This is a genomic window from Amycolatopsis roodepoortensis (assembly GCF_014873915.1).
In the GTDB taxonomy this organism is placed as follows: domain Bacteria; phylum Actinomycetota; class Actinomycetes; order Mycobacteriales; family Pseudonocardiaceae; genus Amycolatopsis; species Amycolatopsis roodepoortensis.
Map to the genome: position 1 here is coordinate 3,059,207 of NZ_JADBEJ010000005.1, position 19,026 is coordinate 3,078,232.

Annotated in this window: 7 protein-coding genes and 1 pseudogene; all 8 read right to left on the reverse strand. The window is 68.4% G+C overall.

Annotated features, from left to right (window positions below):
* Positions 1–247 precede the first annotated feature (247 nt).
* The 8 genes and pseudogenes from H4W30_RS33680 to vanH all read right to left on the reverse strand — a co-directional run bounded on the left by H4W30_RS33680 (position 248) and on the right by vanH (position 18,905).
* Positions 248–9,546 (reverse strand): annotated as a pseudogene (locus H4W30_RS33680) (amino acid adenylation domain-containing protein).
* Positions 9,547–9,578: 32 nt separating this feature from the next.
* A complete protein-coding gene (locus tag H4W30_RS33685; protein WP_192746259.1) occupies positions 9,579–11,525 on the reverse strand; it encodes an ABC transporter ATP-binding protein in 1,947 nt (648 codons plus the stop codon).
* A 279-nt stretch (positions 11,526–11,804) separates the two neighbouring features.
* Entirely contained in the window at positions 11,805–12,632 is an 828-nt protein-coding gene (locus H4W30_RS33690; protein WP_192746260.1) for a prephenate dehydrogenase, read from the reverse strand.
* A 188-nt stretch (positions 12,633–12,820) separates the two neighbouring features.
* Positions 12,821–13,954, reverse strand: a complete 1,134-nt coding sequence (locus H4W30_RS33695) for an IS701 family transposase (RefSeq protein ID WP_043829840.1) — start codon at positions 13,952–13,954, stop codon at positions 12,821–12,823.
* 141 nt (positions 13,955–14,095) lie between these two features.
* Positions 14,096–14,893 (reverse strand): helix-turn-helix domain-containing protein, encoded by a 798-nt coding sequence (locus H4W30_RS33700; RefSeq protein ID WP_371878873.1) that lies wholly within the window; start codon positions 14,891–14,893, stop codon positions 14,096–14,098.
* A 1,333-nt stretch (positions 14,894–16,226) separates the two neighbouring features.
* Positions 16,227–16,835, reverse strand: a complete 609-nt coding sequence (gene vanX / locus H4W30_RS33705; RefSeq protein WP_192746261.1) for a D-Ala-D-Ala dipeptidase VanX — start codon at positions 16,833–16,835, stop codon at positions 16,227–16,229.
* Entirely contained in the window at positions 16,832–17,872 is a 1,041-nt protein-coding gene (gene vanA-Ao2, locus H4W30_RS33710; RefSeq protein ID WP_192746262.1) for a D-alanine--(R)-lactate ligase VanA-Ao2, read from the reverse strand. The genes vanX and vanA-Ao2 overlap by 4 nt, the downstream gene beginning before the upstream one ends.
* A gap of 1 nt (position 17,873) precedes the next feature.
* Positions 17,874–18,905: a VanH-AOV family D-lactate dehydrogenase gene (vanH, locus tag H4W30_RS33715; RefSeq protein ID WP_192746263.1), complete on the reverse strand. Its 1,032-nt coding sequence runs from the start codon at positions 18,903–18,905 to the stop codon at positions 17,874–17,876.
* Positions 18,906–19,026: the final 121 nt, after the last annotated feature.

Genomic DNA, 19,026 nt, shown 5'->3' on the forward strand with positions numbered 1-19,026 from the left:
AACGTCACCGCGCCCGGCAACGGCAGGAGCGAAGGGGACTTTCCCCGCGCCCGATACGGCGAAAGTCCCCTTCACACCAGCTCACCTCAGGCCGGGTGTTGCGAAAGCCACTTTCGCAACCTTCAACGTCGCGAAAGTGGCTTTCGCGACACCCAACACACGCCGCCGGAAAGCGAAAGGGGTCGTGAGTGGCGTTTCGGGTTAGAACCCGAAACGCCACTCACGACCCCAATGCGAACCGCAGCCTCTACACGGTGTCGAACTCCGACTCCAATTCCTCGATCTCGTCCTTCCCCATCTCGACCAGTTCGAAGTCGGCGGCGGGTTTCCGCGCCGCGGGCACCTCGTCCGGCTCCTCGCCCAGCTCGACGAACGACGCGAGCCCCGCCGGCGTCCGGTACTCGAACACCTCCCGCGCGCCGAAGGTCATCCCCTCACGCCGCGCCCGCGCCGCCAGCTGCATCGAGACGATCGAATCCCCACCGAGCTCGAAGAAGCTGTCGTCCGCGCCCACCCGCGCCAGTCCGAGCATCTCGGCGAAGAGTTCGCACAGCAGCCGCTCGATCTCCGTGACCGGTTCCCTGCCGGCGATGTGCCCGCTGAAATCGGGCTCCGGCAACGCTTTCCGGTCGACCTTCCCGTTCGCGTTCACCGGCAGCGCGGCCAGCGCCATCACCACCGACGGCACCATGTACTCCGGCAGCAGCCCGGCGATCCGGTCGCGCAGCCGCACCGGGTCCACCCCGGCGCCGGACACGATGTAGCCGATCAGCCGCCCGTCGCGGACCGCCACCACCGCCTGGTCGACGCCCGGCTGGTCCGCCAGCACCGCCTCGACCTCGCCCGGTTCCACGCGATAACCGCGGATCTTGACCTGCGTGTCCGCGCGGCCGGCGAAGACCAGCTCGGCTTCGTCGTTCCAGTAAGCCAGGTCTCCCGTCCGGTACATCCGCTCGCCGGACGCGAAAGGATCGGCGACGAACCGTTCGGCCGTCAACGCGGTACGGCCGAGGTAACCGTGCGCCACCCCGGCGCCCGCGATGTACAGGTCGCCCGCGACGCCCGGCGGCAGCGGCCGCAGGAAGACGTCCAACACGTACAGCCGCCGCCCCGGATGCGGTTTGCCGATCGGCAGCGTCGTGCCCAGGTCGTCACCGGGCCGGATCACCTTCCACGACGCGCAGAACGTCGTTTCCGTCGGCCCGTAGGTGTGCAGGACACGAAGGTCCGGGCACGCCTGCCGCACCCGCTCCACCGCGCCGAGCGGCACCACGTCCCCGCCGGTCTGGAAGTAGCGCAGACCCGCGAAACAGTCCGGTTTCTCCTGCACCAGCGCGCGGAACTGGCCGGCGGTGAAGTTCACCGACGTGAGGCCTCGTGCCGCGTGCGCGGCGAGGGTGTTCGCGTCGATCACGCCCGGCCCGGCGAGGATCACCCGCGCGCCCGCCACGAGCGGCACCAGGACCTCGTACAGCGCCGGGTCGAAGGTGTGTGGCGCGTGCATCAGCACGGCGTCACCGGGATGCAGATCCCACACCCGGTAGCCCAGCAACGCCGCGACGGCACCGTGCGGGACGGCCACACCCTTCGGCGTCCCGGTCGAGCCGGACGTGTACATCACGTACGCCAGATCGTCCGCCCCGACCGGGACCAACGAAGCCTCACCCTCGACCGGATCGTCCACGAGGATCCGCGGATACCCGGACGGCGTCGCGGTCCCGGCCCGGCACACCACCGCGGTCGCCGCGGAATCCTCCAGCATGAACGCGACCCGCTCGGCCGGATAGTCCGGATCGATCGGCACGTACACCGCGCCGGCCTTCCACACCGCGAGCCAGGCCGCCAGCAGTTCCGCCGACCGCTCGACCACGACACCGACACAGTCGCCTCGACGCACACCCCGGGCCGTCAGCACCGTCGCCAGCTTGCCGGACCATTCGCCGAGTTCCGCGAACGAGTACTCCCGGTCCGCGGCCACGATCGCCGTCGCGTGCGGCGTCCGTTCCACCTGACGGCCGAACAGCTCCACCGCCGACGACGCGTCCACGATGTCGTCCGTCTCGTTCCAGCGCTCGACCACCAGCGCACGGCCGGTCTCGTCGAGCACGTCCAACCTGCCGACCGGCGTCCCAGGCGCCGCGATGATCCGCTCCAGCACCAGGGTGAGCCCGTCCAGCGCCGCCTTGGCGACGGACGCTTCGACGGCGTGATACTGCAGTTCGATCTCGAGGCTTTCGCCCGGCATGACACCCAGGGTCATCGCGTACGGCGTCGCCTGGTTGAAGTCGCGCAAAGTCAGGCTGAGCTCGGACGGCGAGCCGCTCGCCGGATCGGCGTAGTTCTCGAACACGACGATCGTGTCGAAACCCGCTTCGCCCAGCTTCTGGATCTCCGGCAGACCGAGATGGTGGTGCGCCATCATCTCCGACTGCCGGTCCTGCAGCTCCGTCAGCATCCGCAAGACCGGCTGGTCGGCGTCCAACCGCACCCGGACCGGCACGGTGTTGATGAACAGCCCCACGGTCTGCTCCGCGCCTGGCAGTTCCGCGGGCCGACCGGAGACCACCGCGCCGAACACGACGTCCTGACGGCGCGCCAGCCTCGCCAGCACCAGCGACCACGCGCCCTGCACGAGCGTGTTGAACGTCAACCCGTTGCGGCGGGCGAATTCCGCCAGCGCGGAGGTGAACTCCGGCGAATGGCGGACGACCTCGCTCGAGGGCAGCCCGTGCGCCTTCCCCGGAGTTTCCGGCAGCCCGAGCGACGTTCCGTCGGCCCCGTCCAGTTCCGCGCGCCAAGCAGCCTTGGCCGCCTCCTTGTCCTGCTTTCCCAGCCAGGCAAGGTAATTCCCGTACGAACCAGGGGCACGCGCGACGCCACCCGTCGCGTAGATCTCCAGGAGGTCCGCCTCGATGAGCGCCCGCGACCAGCCGTCGATGAGCAGGTGATGGCTCGTGGTCACCAGGCAGTGCTTGTCCGGGCCGAGCCGGATCAGCATGAGCCGCAGCAACGGCGGCCGTGTGAGGTCGAACCGCGTGGAGCGTTCCTTCTCCGCGATCGCGTCCACCTCGGCGAGTGCGTCCCCTTCGGACAGACCGGACAGATCGCGTTCGGCCCACGGAAGTTTGACCTCGCGCGGGATGAGCTGGATCGTCTCGCCGTTCTTCCGCCGCTGGAAGCTCGCCCGCAGCGCGGCGTGCCTGCCGAGCACGGCCTCCCAGGCCTTCCGGAACCGTTCGGTGTCCAGTGGCCCGTCGATGATCTGCGTCTGCTGGATGAGATGGATGTCGGGCGCCTCGTCGTCCAAGGACGCGTGGTAGAGCATGCCCGCCTGCATCGGGGAAAGCGGCCAGACCTCGGCCAGTGCCGATCCAAAAGGGGCCGATCCAGAAGTTGTCGTCGAAGTGTTCACGATGCCCGGCCTTCGCTGAGTTCCGCTGCCAATGCTTCGAAGCTCTCGATCTCGTCCTGGTCCAATTCGAGGAGACCGAAATCGGATGCGGTGTGCCCGCCGGCGGCGGGGTCTTCCGCTTGGGAGGCCAGTCCGGACAACACGGCCAGCAGTTCCTGGACCAGTCGTTCGATTCCGGCTTCGTCGAACACGTCGTCCGACCATTCGAGCATGAGGATCAGTTCCGGCCCGTCCGGCAGATCCTGGACGATCATGTTGACGTCCAGCGCGTGCGGCAGCCGCATGTCCGCGTCGATCGAGCCGCCGATCTCACCGACCTGCTGCCACGCCCGCACATCGCCACTTTCCCCGGCGGCGAACCGGCCGAGGTAGTTGAACCCGATGCGTGCCGACGGCAGCGCCGCCAGCACCGGCTCGGTCTCGGCGTTGAGATGACGCAGCAACCCGTAGCCGAGCCCGTCGCCTGGCACCGCGCGCGACTGCTCCTTGATCGCCTTCAGCAACGTCCCGGCCGCCGCGTCCCCGGCGAGTACCCCGTTCAGGTCGATCCCGGAGACGTCGAGCCGCACCGGATGCGTGCTGGTGAACCAGCCCACCGTCCTGGACAGGTCCATTCCCTCGGCCGGATGACGGCCGTGGCCCTCGACGTCCACCAGCACCGAGTCCGACGCGCTCCACCGGGCCAACGCGCCCGCGAGCCCGGCCAGCAGGACCTCGTGCACGCCGCAGTGGAACACCACCGGCGCCCGCCCGGCCAGCACCGACGTCTGCGCGGAAGGCACCACCCACGACTTCGAGCGCACGGCGCCCGCCGGTTCCGGCTGCTCACCTTGGCCGAGAACCGCTTGCCACGCCGGGAGTTCCGCGACCCGCTCGGCGGAGACGGCCCACTCCTGGAGCAAGCCCGCCCACCGGCGGAACGACACCGCCACCGGCTCCAGTTCCGGCTTCCGCCCGGCCGCCGCGGCCTCGCACGCCGTTCGCAGATCCGACGCCAGGACTCGCCACGAAACCCCGTCGACCACGAGGTGGTGCGCCACCACGACGAGCCGGCCGACCCGGTCCGCTCCGGCGTCCAACCACACGATTTGGACGACCACGCCCGCGGCGGGATCCAGCCGCGCGACGGCCTCCCGCGCCACTTCGTCCAGCGAGCGGTCGTCGGCCTTCACGCGGGTGAAAGTCCCCGCAGAGCCACGCTCGCCGACCACCAGCCGCCCGTCGACCATGCGCGCCCGCAACATGTCGTGCGTATCCAGCACCGCCGAGAGTCCGGCAGTCAACGTCTCTTCCGTCAGATCCGCCGGAGCGCCCAGGACCATCCACTGCGCGAAGCCCGGCGCCGCGGTGCCGTCCCCGAACAGCCGCATCACCGGCGTCAGCGGGACTTCACCGACCCCGTCGGCGATCGTTTCCCGCTGTGGCACAAGCACTTCCGTCACGAGCTGCGCGAGCCGTTCCGGCGTCCGGTGCTCGAACACCTGCTTCGGGGTCAGCGAGATGCCGTCACGACGCGCGCGGGACGCGACCTGCATGGACGAGATCGAGTCCCCGCCCAGCTCGAAGAAGCTGTCCTCGACCCCGACCCGCGCCAGCCCGAGCACCTCGGCGAAGACCTCGCACAGGATCCGCTCGGCCTCGGTCGCCGGTTCCCTTCCAGCCGTCTTCGACGAGAAATCCGGTTCGGGCAACGCCTTCCGGTCGATCTTCCCGTGCGCGGTCAGCGGCAGGACGTCCAGCGCCATCACCGCCGCGGGCACCATGTACGCGGGCATCCGCTCGGCGAGTTCGGCCCGCAGCGCCTCCGGGTCGACGTCGCCCGGCGACACGTAGGCGACCAGGCGCCCCTGACGAACCGTCACCGTGGCCTGCGTGACCCGAGGGTCGTCGGACAGCGCGAACTCGATCTCGCGCGGCTCGACCCGGAACCCGCGGATCTTCACCTGGTCGTCGGCCCGGCCGGCGGACACCAGCTCGTCCTCGTCCGTCCAGTAGGCCAGGTCACCGGTCCGGTACATCCGCTCGCCGGGCACGAACGGATCCGCGACGAACCGCTCCGACGTCAGCGCCGCGCGTCCCAGATATCCCCGCGCCACCCCGATTCCCGCCAGATACAGCTCACCGACGACGCCGCGCGGCAACGGCCGCAGGAACGCGTCCAGCAGATAGCCGCGCACCCCGGCGATCGGCCCACCGAACGGGATCACCTCGCCGCGCGGCGCCAGCGGCATGCTCACCGTCGCGCAGATCGTGGTTTCGGTGGGCCCGTACGCGTTGAGCATCCGGCGGTCGGCCGAAAGCCGGTCCACCAGTCCGGGAGGGCAAAGCTCCCCCGCCGCGGTCACCGTCTGGACCCCGGCCGGGAACACGTCGACGGTGGCCAGCACCGACGGCGGAGCCTTCACGTGCGTGACGTCCCAGCGCTCCAGCGTGTCGCTCAGCGACGCCTGCGGCGGCAGATCCTCGTCCGGCGGCATCACCAGCGTCGCCCCGGAAAGCAGCGCCATCATCACCTCGGACACGATGGTGTCGAAGCCGAGCGCCGCGAACTGCAGGACACGGGACGACGGCGTCACGGCCAGCCGTTCGATATGCGCCATCGCCAGGTTGCCCAGGCCCGAGTAGGTGACGATCACGCCCTTCGGGGTTCCCGTCGATCCCGACGTATAGATCACGTACGCCGCGTCGCGCATCCCCACCTTCGGCAGGACCGGGTCAGGGGCCGCCGAAAGGTCCAGCTCGTCGAGCACCATGAGCCGGTCCGCGAATTCCTCCGGCACCGCCTCGCGCGTCTTTCCCTGGCACACCACCAGCATCGGGTCCGCGCTGCCGAAGATCAGCTTCACCCGCTCGGCCGGGTACGCGGGGTCCACCGGGACGAAGACGCCGCCCGAAAGCGACACCCCGAGCATCCCGATCAGCCACCACGCGGACCGTCCGGCCACCAGGCCGACCCGGCGCTCCCGGTCGACTCCCGCCGCCCGCAGGACGGCGGCGAACCTCGTCGCCCGGTCCCACAGTTCCGCGTAGGTCAGGTCGCCTTCGCCGTCCGTGACCGCCACCGCGTCCGGCCGCTCGGCCGCCATTCGCCCGATCAGCTCCGGCAGCGGCTCGCCGTCGATCAACGCGGGTGCCCAGCGGGGCAACGGGATCTCGCCCATCCCGGTCCGTCCGACGAGCGCGGACGGCTCCTCGACGATCGCGCCGAGCGCACCCGCGAACCAGTCCAGCAGGGAATCAGCGACGGCCTCGTCGATCTGCCCGCGCCAGTAAGCGAGCTGGATCCGGAACTCTTCGCCCGGGATAACCCCGACCGTCACCGGATAGTGGGTCCCTTCGACCGTACCCAGATACGAGAACTGCTCGGCGAAGTCCCGCGGGTAGTTCTCGAACACCAGCAGCGTGTCGAACATCGCGCCGGGTCCGGCCGTCTTCTGGATCTCCGTCAGCCCCAGGTGCTGATGCGGCATCAGCTCGACCTGACGCCGCTGGAGACCGGTGAGCATGTCCACAACGGACTGCCCACCATCCAGCGAAACCCGCACCGGGATCGTGTTCATCATCAGCCCCGGCATCGATTCGACGCCGGGCAGTTCGGCGGGACGGCAGGCGACCGTGGTGCCGAACACGACGTCGGTCCGCCGTGCGAGCCGCGCCAGCACCAGCGCCCACGCGCCCTGCACCACCGTGTTGAGCGTCAGCCCGTGGTCGCGGGCGAAACCCGTGAGCCGGGTGTACAGCTCCGGCGCGAGATGGGTGACGCGGTAGTCGTAGCCCGTCGCCGTGTCCGACTTGGCGACCAGCGCGGGCACGTCGATATCCGACAACTCCGCCTGCCAGGCCGCGCGCGCCGCGTCCTTGTCCTGCCTGTCCAGCCACGCCAGATAGTCGCGGTACGAGGCGGCCGTCCGCTCGGGGAACTCACCTGACGTATACGCCTCGGACACCTCGTTGAGGATCACCGCCACCGACCAGCCATCGGTGAGGATGTGGTGGTTGACCACCAACAGCCGATGCCGATCCTCGCCGGTTTTGATCAGCACGAGCCGGAACAACGGCGCCTTGGCGAGGTCGAACCGGTCTCGCTGCTCCGCCGCGGACAGCGCCTTGACGGCCTCCTCGACATCGCCGGCGCCGGACAGGTCGACCTCGCGCCACGGCAGCTCGACGCGGCCGGCGACGGCCTGCACCGCCTTGCCCGAAGCGAGCCGGTGGAAGGTCAGCCGGAGTTCGGGATGCCGGGCGAAAACCGCCTCCCACGTCGACCGCAGCCGGGCGACGTCCAGCGGTCCGGTCAGCTCCACGATCCACTGGGTCTGGTAGATGTCGGGCCCCTGGTCGTCCAGGGTCGTCTGAAAGAGCAGCCCCGCCTGGAGCGGCGCCAACGGCCAGACCTCGACAGCGTCCGGCAGTTCCGTCTCGTCCTCCGCGGTCAGCTCGACCAAGGGGCCATCGACGGGCCGGTCGGCCGTCGCGATGCCCGCCACCGCGGCCAGCCGCGCGGGAGTCCGCTCGCCGAAGATCTGCGACGGCGTCACCAGCAAGCCGGCCTTCGCCGCACGGGCCGCGACGCGCACCGCGAGGATCGAATCCCCGCCCAGTTCGAAGAAGCCGTCGTCGACGCCCGCACGATCGATGCCGAGCACTTCGGCGAACAGTCCACAAAGGACACGCTCCGCCTCGGTGACGGGTTCGCGCCCGTCGGCCTTCGCGGTGAAATCGGGCGAGGGCAACGCCGCCCGGTCCACCTTGCCGTTGCCGGTCAGCGGCAACGCGGCCACCGCCATCACCACGACCGGGACCAGGTAGTCGGGCAGGACCGCTTGAAGCCGCTCGCGGACGAGCGCGGGTTCCACGTCCGCCACCACGTAACCGATCAGGCGGCCGTCGATCGGCACGACGACGGCCTCGTGGACGTCCGGCTGCGCGGTCATCGCGGCTTCGACCTCACCGGGTTCGATGCGGAACCCGCGGATCTTCACCTGGTGGTCGACGCGGCCCGCGAAGAGCAGTTCGCCGTCCGGTGTCCATTTCGCGAGGTCACCGGTGCGGTACATCCTCTTGCCCGGCGCGAACGGATCCGCCACGAACCGCTCCGCGGTCAGCCCGGGCCGGTCGAGGTAGCCATCGGCCAGCCCGGCACCGGACAGGTACAGCTCGCCGACCACGTCCGGGGCGACCGGCCGCAGTGAGTCGTCCAGCACCCAGGCCTGCCGCCCGGACAGCGGACGCCCGATCGGCAGGACCGCCACCGGGTCGTCGTCCGGTTCGAGCACATGCCACGTGGCGCACAACGTCGTTTCCGTCGGCCCGTACAGATGCCGGATCCGCGCGCCGGGCGCGGCGTGGCGCACCCGGTCCACCGCGTGCGCGGGTACCAGGTCGCCGCCGGTCAGGATCTCGCGCAGTCCCGCGAACGACTCCGGCGCTTCCTCCGCCACCGCACGGAAACTGCCCGCCGTGAGATGCGCCCGCGTCACCCCGCCCGCGACCGCTTCCCGCAGCCGCCGGGCGTCCACCGGCCCCGGCGCGGCGATCACGACCCTGGCGCCCGACACCAGCGGCACCCAGATCTCGCACAGGGACGCGTCGAAGGAATGCGGCGCGTGCATGAGGACCGCGTCGTCGGGTCCCATCGCCCAGCCGGGTTCCCCGACCAGTTCCGCGACGCTGGAATGCGGGACGGCGACACCCTTCGGCTTGCCCGTCGAGCCGGACGTGTACATCACGTACGCGAGGTCATCCGGGCTCGCCGGAACGACCGCGACCTCGCCCGCCTCATCCGCGACGGTGATCGCCTCGACCCCGTCCGGGACGCTGTCACGCGTCTCGGCCGAGCACAGCATCAGGGACGCACCCGAATCCGTGACCATGAACGCCACCCGCGGCGCGGGATACGAGGCGTCCACCGGCACGTACGCCGCGCCCGCCTTCCAGACGGCGAGCAAGGCGACCAGCAGATCAGCCGAGCGGTCGAGCATCACCGCGACCCGGCGAGCGCCGCGGGCGATCAACCGACCGGACAGCCTGCCCGCGAGGTCATCGAGCTCCCGGTAGGTCAGGGTCCGGTCCCCGTCGGCCACGGCCACCGCGCCGGGTGCCCGGCCCACCTGCCTGGCGAAGAGATCGAGCACCGTCGGTGCGGCCTGCGCTGCGGAACTCATCGTCATCCTCCGTAGACCACGGTGTCCAGCGGCTCTTCGTCGAACTCTTCTTCCTCAGGCTCCGGCTTGGGCGCGTTGTTCTCCGGCCTGGCGAACTGCGTGTGGTACAGCTCCGAATACAGCCCGCCCCGCGCCAGCAACTCGTCGTGCGTCCCGCGTTCACGGACCGTTCCGCCGTCGATCACGAGGATCTGGTCGGCCTCACGGATCGTGGACAACCGGTGCGCGATCACCAGCGACGTCCGGTCGCGCAGCGCGGTCTTGAGCGCCCGCTGGACGGCGGCCTCAGACTCGGAGTCCAGATGCGCGGTGGCCTCGTCCAGCACGACGACCGTCGGCGCCTTCAGCAGCAAGCGGGCGATGGCCAGCCGCTGCTTCTCCCCACCGGACATGCGGTACCCGCGGTCTCCGGTGACGGTGTCGAACCCGCGGGGCAGCGACTGGATCAGCTCCCAGATCTGCGCCCCCTTGCACGCTTCGACCAGCTCTTCCTCGGTGGCTGTCGGGCGGGCGTAGAGCAGGTTCTCCCGGATCGTGTCGTGGAAGAGGTAGGCGTCCTGGCTGACCACCCCGACCGTGCCGCGGATCGAGTCGAAGGACAGATCGCGCAGATCGTGCCCATCGAAGCGGACCGCGCCGCCGTTCGGGTCGTACAGCCGCGAGACCAGGTGCGTGATGGTGCTCTTGCCCGCGCCCGACGGGCCGACGAGCGCGGTGAGGGTCCCCGACGGCGCCTCGAAACTGATGCCGCGCAGGACGTCCGCCGTCTTGTCGCCGTTCTCCCGCTTGGTCCGCAGGTGTTCGAGCGACGCCAGCGAGACCTCGTCCGCGGTGGGATAGCGGAACACCACGTCGTCGAACTCGATGCCCGGCGCCTTGCTCTTCTCGAGTTCCTTGGCGTCCGGGCGTTCCTGGATCAACGGCTTGAGGTCGAGCAGTTCGAAGATCCGCGCGAAGCTGACCACCACGGTCTGCGCGGTCTCCTGCAGCCCGGACAGCTGGGTGATCGGCCCGAACAGCCGGCCCAGCAGGGTGGCGATGGCGATGAGCGTCCCGAGCTGGAACGCCCCCTCGATCACGAGCCCGCCGCCGACGCCGTAGACGACCGCCGTGGCGATCGACGCCATCAGCGCCATCATGGCGAAGGACATCCGCGCCCAGATGGAGATGCTGACGCCGATGTTGCGGATCTTGCCCGCCCGCTTGCGGTAGTCGGCCATCTCCTCGTCCGGGCGGCCGAAGAGCTTGGAGAGCATCGCGCCCTGGACGTTGAACCGCTCGTGGAGGAGCCCGCCGAGCCCGGCGTTCGTCTCCATCAGCGTTCCGGTGCGGCGCTGGATGATCCGGCCAACCCAGATCCAGGGGATGACGAACAGCGGCACCAGCACCAGCGTGACCACGGCGACCAGCCAGGACAGGTAGAACAGCTCGGCCAGCACGAGCAGGACGGTGACCACACTGGTCGCCGCCATCAGCAGATGACCGAACGCCTGCTGCGCCATGATGAGCTCGGTGTGCAGCCTGCCGACCAGCACCCCGGTCTGGGTGCGGGTGAAGAACGCGATCGGCAGCCGCCGGACGTGGTCGAGGGCCTGCACCCGGAGGTCGTAGGTGACCCCCTCCCCGATCTTCGCGGAGACGTAGGCGGACAACAGCGACAGCAGCGCGCCCGCCACGGCGAGGCCGGCGGTCAGCACCGCCATCAGGATGACGACCCCGAAGTCGTTCTTCAGGATGCCGCCGTCGATGAGTTCCTTCATCAGCAACGGGGTCGCGACGACGACGAACGCCTCCATCGCGGCGATCAGGACGAAGATCGCCACCTTGCCGACATGGGGGCGGAAATACGCGAGAACTCTGCGCACCGTCCCCGGACGGACCCGGTTCGACCAGGGATCGGGGTCGTCATCGCTCTTGGGCGACGCCCCGAAGCGCAACATTACTTCCATTTGGGCATCCCTCTCACGCACGGAGTCGGCGACTTCAATCGTGCTGAATCGTGTCGATGTCCACGAGTGCCCCTCGCGGAGCATCTCCGGTCACTTTGTCCACAAAGGACACTTTTGCTCTTACGCCCCCGATCACGTGAGTTACGCCCCCAATCACGCGAGTTGCGCCCCCGATCACGCGTGTTACGCCCCCAGCCACGCCACTCACGACTCCGCGTCACGTTGCGAAAGCCACTTTCGCACCATGCCACGCTTGCCTTACCCCCGGAGGATCACCCGCTACCGGGCGGGGATCCGGCCCTGCCCGTCCACCCCACGCCACAGCAGATCCGTCACGCCGTCGAGGTCGTCCGCCCGCAGCGCCGTGGCCGCCGAGGCGAGGTCGGCCGCGATCCGGTCGAGCACCGCCGCCACCGGCAGCGCGTTCCCGGCGAGGATCTCCCGCCACAGCAAAGGATTTCCGGCCGCGATACGGGTGACGTCACGCAATCCCTGCCCGGCGAGACGCAAGGCGACGTCGTCGCCACCCGCCAGGCTCGCCGCCACCGCCGAGGCGGCCACGTGCGGCGCGTGCGACACCAGCGCCACCGCCGAGTCGTGCTCGGCCGCGCCGACGGTGACGGCCTCGGCCCCGCACAGCGACACCAGTTCGCAGGTCAGCCGTAGTGCCTCGGCCCCGGTTTCGACGCCGGGGCACAGCGCCCACGGGCGGCCCGCGAACAGGCCGGCGCGCGCCGCGGCCGGACCGGATCGCTCCCGTCCCGCGAGCGGATGCCCTGGTACGTAAGAGATCAGGTCGCAGCCGAGCCGCTCCGCGTCGGCGATCGGACCGGCCTTCACGCTGGCGACGTCGGTGTACGCCCGTGCCGCGCCCTGCTTCTGGAGTGCGGCCAGCCGCTCCCCCACCAGGTGCGGCGGGACGGCGATCACCGCCAGATCCACTTCCTCGCCGGTCCAGTCACGGCCGGCGCCGAGTTCCCGCGCCACTCGTACGGCGTGTTCGTCGATGTCGGTGAGCTGGACGGCGACACCCTTTTCCCGCAGGGACAACGCGGCCGACGTGCCGATCAGGCCGGTGCCGACGACAAGCGCCTTCTCGATGGTCACAGCTACTTCTTAGTACTGCAACGGCAGTTAAGGAAGTGGGTAGCCGCGGCGTTTGTAGTGGCTGAGGCGGGCTTGGTGTTGTCGTCGGCGGCGGAAGCGTGACCAGGACCAGATGTGTTCGGCGGCGTCGGCGACACGCAGGACCAGCTTGGTGAGCAGGCGCCGGATCTCCGGTAGTGTAAAGCTGATCATGTCTGGTTCGGCGATACCGATTCCCCTTTTATGGCAAGGGATTTGGCGACGGCGAGCCAGGCGTGGGCGAGCATCGACAGGGTGATGTGGGCGTACCACGCCCGCCAGGACCGGACCTGGTAGTGATCCAGTCCGGCTTCGTTCTTGGCCTGCTGGAAACACTCTTCGATCCGCCAGCGCGCCCCGGCGATCCAGGCCAGGTTCAGCAGGGTGGACCGGCGGGGCCCGTAGCAGATGTAGTAGGCGATCTCGGTCGGATCAGAGATCGAACGCCGGGCGAGCAGCCAGTGCCCGCGCCCGGCCTGCCAGCCAATCCGGACCGGCACCCGTGCCCAGTCGTACTCGCGCGGCCCGTGCGCGCCGGCACCGACCGACAACCGCCGCCACGCCCGGGCGGGCAGGTCCGCGATCAGCTCATCGGCCCGCTGTTCGGTGCCCTCGGCGGTGATCAGGGTGTCGTTGACCTTGGTGGCCAGCACGTACGCGGCGTCGTGTTCCTCCAGCCAGGCTCGCAGGTACTTGACCTGCCCGTAGGCCTCATCGGCGGTGACCCACGCGAACGGCACACCCGCCTCGAACGCCCGCGCCAGCATGCCCATCGCCTGCCGCGGCTTCGTGGCGAACTCGACCTCATCCGGAATCCCCGCCCGTTGGCACCGGTCCCGGTCGGCGATCCACGGCTCCGGCAGATACAGCGCCCGATCGATCAGCGCATGCCCATGATCACCGGCATAGGCGAGAAAGGTCCCGATCTGACAGTTCTCGATCCGCCCCGCCGTCCCGGAATACTGCCGCTGCACCCCGGCCGAGCGCACACCTTTCTTCAGGAACCCGGTGTCGTCCACGATCAGCACGCCGCCCGGCTCGCCGAGATGCTCGACCACGTAGTCCCGCACGTCGTCACGCACCCCGTCGATGTCCCAGTCCGCCCAGCGCAACAACCGCTGCATCCCATCCGGAGACACCTCACCGGACTGCTCCGCCAGTGTCCAGCCGTTCTTCCGCTCCAACCCCGCGACCAGCCCGGACACATACTCCCGAGCCCGGCCCCGCGGCTCCGACCGCCTGAACCGTCCCGCGATCCGATCATGAACCCGATCCAGCTGCCCCATCACCACATCGACCACCACAACGATGATCTACCACACGACGACCAACTGCCGTTGCAGTATTAGGCCGCTCTCCCGGCGATGTCGAGCCACGGGGCCTGGGCACCACGAAGGGGACTTCTCCGCGCCACACGCGGAAAAGTCCCCTTCGCGGCTAGCCGGTCACCGTGCGGCCAGATCGGTCGCCCGGCTCTCCAGGTGATCCGCGAACCCCGCCCAGACCCGGGCGTGATCCCTGGCGAAGCCGGCGACCACGCCGTACAGGTGCGGCGGGACCCCGTGCAGGATCCGTTCCCATTCCTGCCCGTCCATGGAGTGCATGGCGAGCATGCGCAACAGGATCCGGCCGACCTCGCTCAACCGCAGCGCCGGGTCGGCCTTGAGCCGCTCCAGCACGGTGAGCCGTTCCCGGTCCAGCGAGTGACCGAGGTCGGTTTCCGTCAGGCTCAACGGATCCGGCTTCGTGCGCAGCCGCCTGCTCCCGTCCGGGGTCGGGCTTTCCCCGCGCTCCAGCCTGCCGCGCACGTCCCGGACCGTCTCCGGGGAGATGCCGACCTGCTTGGCGACCTGGCGCAGTGAAAGGCCGGGATCGTTGCGGATCAGCTCGGCGGCGAGCTTCCGCCGCTCGGAGCTGTCCACCGGCCGGATCCGCCCGTCCCGCCCGATCCTGGCGCCGTTCCCGCCTTCGCCGCCCCGCCTGCGCAGATCCGCCACGGTTCCCGCGGAGATGCCGGTCGCCGAAGCCACCCGCCGGTCGGACCACTGCGGATGCGTCCCGATGATCTGGACGGCCGCCCGTTTCCGGTCCGCGAGGGAAAGCGGCAGGCCGTGCCGGATGTTCGCTTCCACCGCGAGCACGAAGGCGTCGGATTCGGCGCCGTCGATGAACCTCGCGGAGATTTTCGTATCGCCTCGTACTCGCGCCGCCTTCAGCCGGTGCAGGCCATCGACCACCTGCATCGTCGGGCGGTGAACGAGAATGGGCGGTAGCTCCCACTCCGCCGACAACAGTGTCTCGACATGCTCTGGATCCTCGCCCGAAGTTCGCGGCGAACACGCAGTGGACAGTCTCGACAGCTCGATTTCGACGACAGGGAGAGCGGACAAGTCAACTCTCGTCGGATCCACCTAGCCCCCATTGAATCTGTTGATTCAGCAACTTTCGCACATGGCACGGAAACCTCACCGTCCAACTGCTTGGCTTCGGTGGTTGGACACCATGAACCCGTCCGATGCCGGCTTCGGCAGCAGGGCGGGGTGTCCTCGACGGTGAGGATCCCTCAAGCGCCACAAAGGAAGAACCGCATGCGGCGGCTCGCCCCGACGGTCTCCCAGTCGACCGCTGGCGCGTGTTCCGACGAACTACCGAAGCTGAACGGCATCCTCCCATCGCCCCGACGGCGATTTGCGAGACGAACGCTCGGCGACTTCGGCCCGGCAGGGCCGACACTTGGTCAGCCTGACGGAACCGACACCCGCTTCGGCGCGAGGTCCCGGACATGTCCGATCTATGGACTCCATACCTGCTCGGTTCAGAGGATCGGCGAGTGAAGTCTTTGGTTTGCCTCGTGGTCGCGAGTCACCGACGCACCCCCTCTGTCCCCAGCAAAGCGTGCACACCATGTCAGCCCCAGCTGATGCGCACCTGTGCAGCATGGCATGAACAATCCATGTCGGCAATTGACGAACAGTGTGATTTTCGTAGTGAACGACGCGCCCAAGATCAATATCCGGAACTCCGCATGCGGTATTGACTCGATTGGCGAACATAAGTAAAGGGCCCGCCTACAAGCTCGTTCCCGGTGTCCCGGTTAGCCTGTTCGCAGGTCTTGTTAGGCCGTTCGCGCGGCTCGTCTTCTACCGGGATGATCACAGCACCGGCGGTTCATGTTCCGTTCTTCGATACTTATTCACACGAACGGCCGAGCCCTCGTCCCACGGTCCGGGCGGAATCTCACCCGGACGGGGAACACCCATGAGCAAAGCGAAGCGTGGCAGGCTGGAAGCCGGCCCCGGTTCGTCCGCGCCGCCCTCTCCGGCGGCGTCGTCCATCGATCCACCGGAAGGAGGTTCGTGCGCGCGGGGTGGCGAATGGACAGCGTTCGGCCCCCGGTCACGACACGGGACGAGCCCCGCGGTTCGGCCGCCACACTCACCAGAGCCGCACGGATATTCATGGGATGAAATGGTGTTCGCGACAATTGTCGCGGCGCGGGCCTTCACAAACCCCGAAACGCGTGAAGGCCCCCTTCCCTCGGCTCAGCCGAGGGAAGGGGGCCTTCACGCGCGACACCTACGCGATGGGGAAATCGAAATAAGTGTCCGGGTAGGGCTCGTCCTTCAGGTTGTAGTGCCACCACTCGCACTCGTACGAGCTGAAGCCCGATCCCTCCATGACCGCGCACAGGTGCGCGCGGTTCTTCGCGGCCTCTTCCGTGACGCCCGCCGCCCCGTGATGCGAGACGACGTCCATCAGGTCGTGGTCGCCACCCATGTCGGCGAGTTCGCCGGTGTCCAGGTGGTAGAGCGTCAGGTCGACCGTGCTGCCGCGGCTGTGGCCCGACTTCGTGGCCACGTAGCCCTTCTCGAACATCTGAGGCCGGTCGATGTTCGGGTAGTGCCGTGCCTTCTTCCGGCCGTCTTCGGGCTCTTCCGCCCAGCGCATGAAGCGGTCCACGGCGCGCTGCGGGCGGTATCCATCCCACAGGAGCAGCCCGAAACCGAGCTCCTCGGCCTTGTCCCGCGCCTTCTCCAGCGCCGCGCAGAACGCCCGCGTGCCGACGATCCGGTTCACCAGGTAGCCGTCCACCGGCTTGCCGGTGAAGTTGTCCCACGTGGCGTACTTGGCGTCCCAGCGGATTCCGGAGACGACCTCGTCTACGAAGACGAAATCATCCTTCATTCGTCACGGCCCGCCAGCGTCAGGTTCACCAGCCGGTCGATCACGTCGCCGAGCGAGAGGCCGGCGGCGTTCATCATGCGCGGGTAGCGGCTGTAGGAGGTCAGGCCGGGCAGGGTGTTGACCTCGTTGAGCACCACGCTCCCGTCCTCCTTGAGGAACAGGTCGACCCGCGCCAGCCCGCGGCAGCCCAGCGCGCGGTAGATGACCTTCGCCGTCTCCTGGACGCGGTCACGCGAGGAGTCCGGGATGTCGGCGGGGACGATGAAGCTCGAGTTCTCGGAGCCGGTCTCGGGGCTCTTCTCCTGGTGGATCTTGAAGAAGCCGTGGGTCAGCGCGACCCGGTCCACCTCGCCCGCGAACAGGTCGTCGCCGTTGCCGAGGATCGAGCAGCCGATCTCGCTGCCGATGACGGCCTCTTCGATCAGGATCTTCGCGTCGTACTGGCGCGCCTCGGCCAGCGCGGCGGGCAGCTCTTCCTTCGAGGAGACCTTGCTGACGCCGAACGACGAGCCCGAGCGGGCGGGCTTCACGAAGACCGGGTAGTTCAGCTGGTCCGGGTCGACGTCGTTGTCCGACGTGACGATGTAGAAGGTCGGCGTCTCGATCCCCGCGCCGCGGACGACGGAGTAGGTCAGGGACTTGTCGATGCACATGACCGAGCTCGGGAGGTCGCAGCCGACGTAGGGGATGCCGGAGATCTCCAGCAGGCCCTGCATCGCGCCGTCTTCACCGAACTTGCCGTGCAGGACCGGCAGCACCACGTCGAGGGCGATCGTCTCGTACTTGCCCTCGTCCAGGACGAGCAGGCCGTGCACGCCGCGGTCCGGCGACAGGACGGCCGGACGGACGTTGCCGTTCTCCCAATCCTCGGCGGGGCCGTCGCAGAGCATCCAGGAACCGCTCTGGGTGATCCCGATGTAGTACGGCTCGTACTTTTCGAGGTCGAGGTTCTTCTGGACCTCGCGCGCAGATTTGATGGAGATAGGATGTTCTTCGGAAAGCCCGCCGAACAGAATTCCGATTTTCAGCCTACCCATACTACTTCCCGCTTTCGAATTGGAGACAATTGATGATGGAGTTCTCGACAGTGTCACTCAGCGCGTGGTCCGTGTAATAGGCGGTATGCGGACTGATCAGCACGTTCGACAGTTTTTCCAGCCGCAGCAACGTTTTGCTCTCTATCGCCTTGTTCCGGCAGTCGGCGTAGAAGATACCTTCCTCTCCTTCGAGGACGTCCAGCGCCGCTCCGCCCAGCTTTCCGCTTTCCAGCGCCGAAATGAGGGCTTCGGTTTCGATCAGCGGACCACGTCCGGTGTTGATGACGTACGCGCCGTCCTTCATCCGCTCGATGTTCTTCTCGTCGAGGAGATGATAGGTATCCGTGTTGAGCGGCACGTGCAGTGTCACGATGTCGCTCTGCTGCAGCAATTCGTCGAGCGGCACGTACTCGGCCGAGGCGGTCAGCACCGTGTCGTAGGCCAGCACCTTGCAGCCGAAACCGCGTAACCGCTCCAGGACGGCGACCCCGATACGCCCTGTTCCGACCACGCCGACGGTCAGATCGCGCAGCTCTTTCCCGCGCACCTCGTTCAGCCGGTAGTCGTGGACCTCGGTGCGGCGGATGATGGACTTGGCGTCGCGCACCGCCATCAGCATGAGCATGAGCGTGAAGTCGGCGACGCTGTCCGGCGAGTAGGCGACGTTGCCGACGGTGATCCCGACGCTCGCCGCGTATTCCACGTCGATGTGATTGAAGCCGATGCTCCGCGTGGAGATGTATTTCACGCCCGCTTCGGCGAGCGCGAGAAGAATGGAGTTCGTGACCTTGGTCTTGTGGCCGATACTGATACACCTGTTCCCGGAGACCAGCTCGATATTGGCCTCGGATACCGGTTCCTCGACAATGGTCGGCATTATGCCGAAACGAGGTGCCATCTCCCGGAACAGGGCGGCCTCGTCCTGACCGCATCCATAAATCGTGATTCCCGTTGCCAAGACGGCCGACGAGGGGGCGGACGCCAGCGATCCGGTGCGGGGGGCAGCTGATCGCGCTGGTTCGCTGTAGGTCATGCCCGACATTGTAGGCAGCGCGTTGTTGCCGCTTCTTATGGGGTTTTCGAGGCCCCGACAATAAGTTACCAACTGGTAGCGCCGAGTGCACGACGTTGTCCTTCACCTGCGCCGCACAGCT